This is a genomic window from Verrucosispora sp. SN26_14.1, from assembly GCF_004307965.1.
Lineage (GTDB): Bacteria > Actinomycetota > Actinomycetes > Mycobacteriales > Micromonosporaceae > Micromonospora.
In genome coordinates this window covers 1-1,256 of record NZ_SISL01000793.1, presented here as the reverse complement: position 1 = coordinate 1,256, position 1,256 = coordinate 1, and the positions used below count along the sequence as shown (strand labels likewise).

Genomic DNA, 1,256 nt, shown 5'->3' with positions numbered 1-1,256 from the left:
CCCTGGCGGTGGTCGCCGCCCGCCGGATCCGCGCCTCCGGCCGCACCCGCGACTGACCCGACGATCCGCACCACCCGCCGGCCGGCGGACGCGCCGACCGCGTGTGCGATGGTCGATTTGCCGGACCAGTCGGTAATCACCCGATAGTGTCGCTGGATGTGAGAGTCCGAGCCCTGGTCGTCGCGGTGGCGACGGCGCTCATGACCACACCGCTGCCGGCGACCGTGGCGGTGGCGGCACCCGTGCCGTGTCCACGTCCGGCACCGCCGGCTCCCGGGCCGTCGCAGCCGGTCACGCCGTCACCGGACCCGGTGCAGCGGGCGGTGGGCGGCGCGCGGCTGGCCACCCAGGGACTGGTCGTGCCGACGACGGTGCCCCGGCCGCCCGAGGTGGCCGCCACCTCGTGGCTGGTGGCCGACCTGGACACCGGTGCGGTGCTGGGCGGCTGTGGCCCGCACGAGTACGCCACCCCGGCCAGCGTGCAGAAGCTGCTACTGGCCGCGACCATGCTGCCCCGACTCGACCCGTACGACATGGTCACCATCACCGCCGGGGACCTCGACATCGAACCCGGCAGTTCGGCCGTGGGGCTGGTGGAGGGCGGCCGGTACCGGGTGGAGACGCTCTGGCTCGGTCTGCTGCTGCGGTCCGGCAACGAGGTGGCGAACGCGCTGGCGCGGGCCGGTGGTGGGCCGGACGGCATGGCGGGCGGGCTGCGCGCGATGAACGAGCGGGCCCGGGCACTCGGCGCGTACCAGACGCACGCGGTGACCCCGTCCGGGCTGGACGGTCCGGGGCAGTTCACCAGCGCGTACGACCTGGCGCTGATCGCCCGCGCCTGCTTCGCCGACGAACAGTTCCGGCGGTACGCGGCCACCCGGGAGGCGAACATCCCGCCCCAGCCGGCGCAGGGCACGAAGGGCTTCGCCATCGACAACGACAACCAGTTGCTCTACCACTATCCGGGTGCGCTGGGCGGCAAGACCGGCTACACCGACCTGGCCCGGCACACCTACGTGGGCGCGGCCGAGCGGGGCGGGCGTCGACTGGTGGTCACCCTGCTCGGCGCGGACGTCGTCGACAAGCGGGGCTGGGAGCAGGGTGCCGCGCTGCTCGACTGGGGGTTCGCGCTGCCCCGGGACACCTCGGTCGGGGTGCTGGTGAGTCCGGGCACCGCCACGTCCGCCGTACCGTCGGCCTCGGTGCCGCCGCAGGCGCTGCCCGGCGGCTGTCTGTTATACACCTCTCCGAGCCCA

Annotated in this window: 1 protein-coding gene; it reads left to right on the top strand. The window is 74.4% G+C overall.

The features are described 5' to 3' along the window. Window positions 1–158: 158 nt before the first annotated feature. Window positions 159–1,256: D-alanyl-D-alanine carboxypeptidase family protein (locus tag EYA84_RS31970; protein ID WP_394347635.1), on the top strand; the 1,098-nt coding region annotated here is incomplete at its 3' end.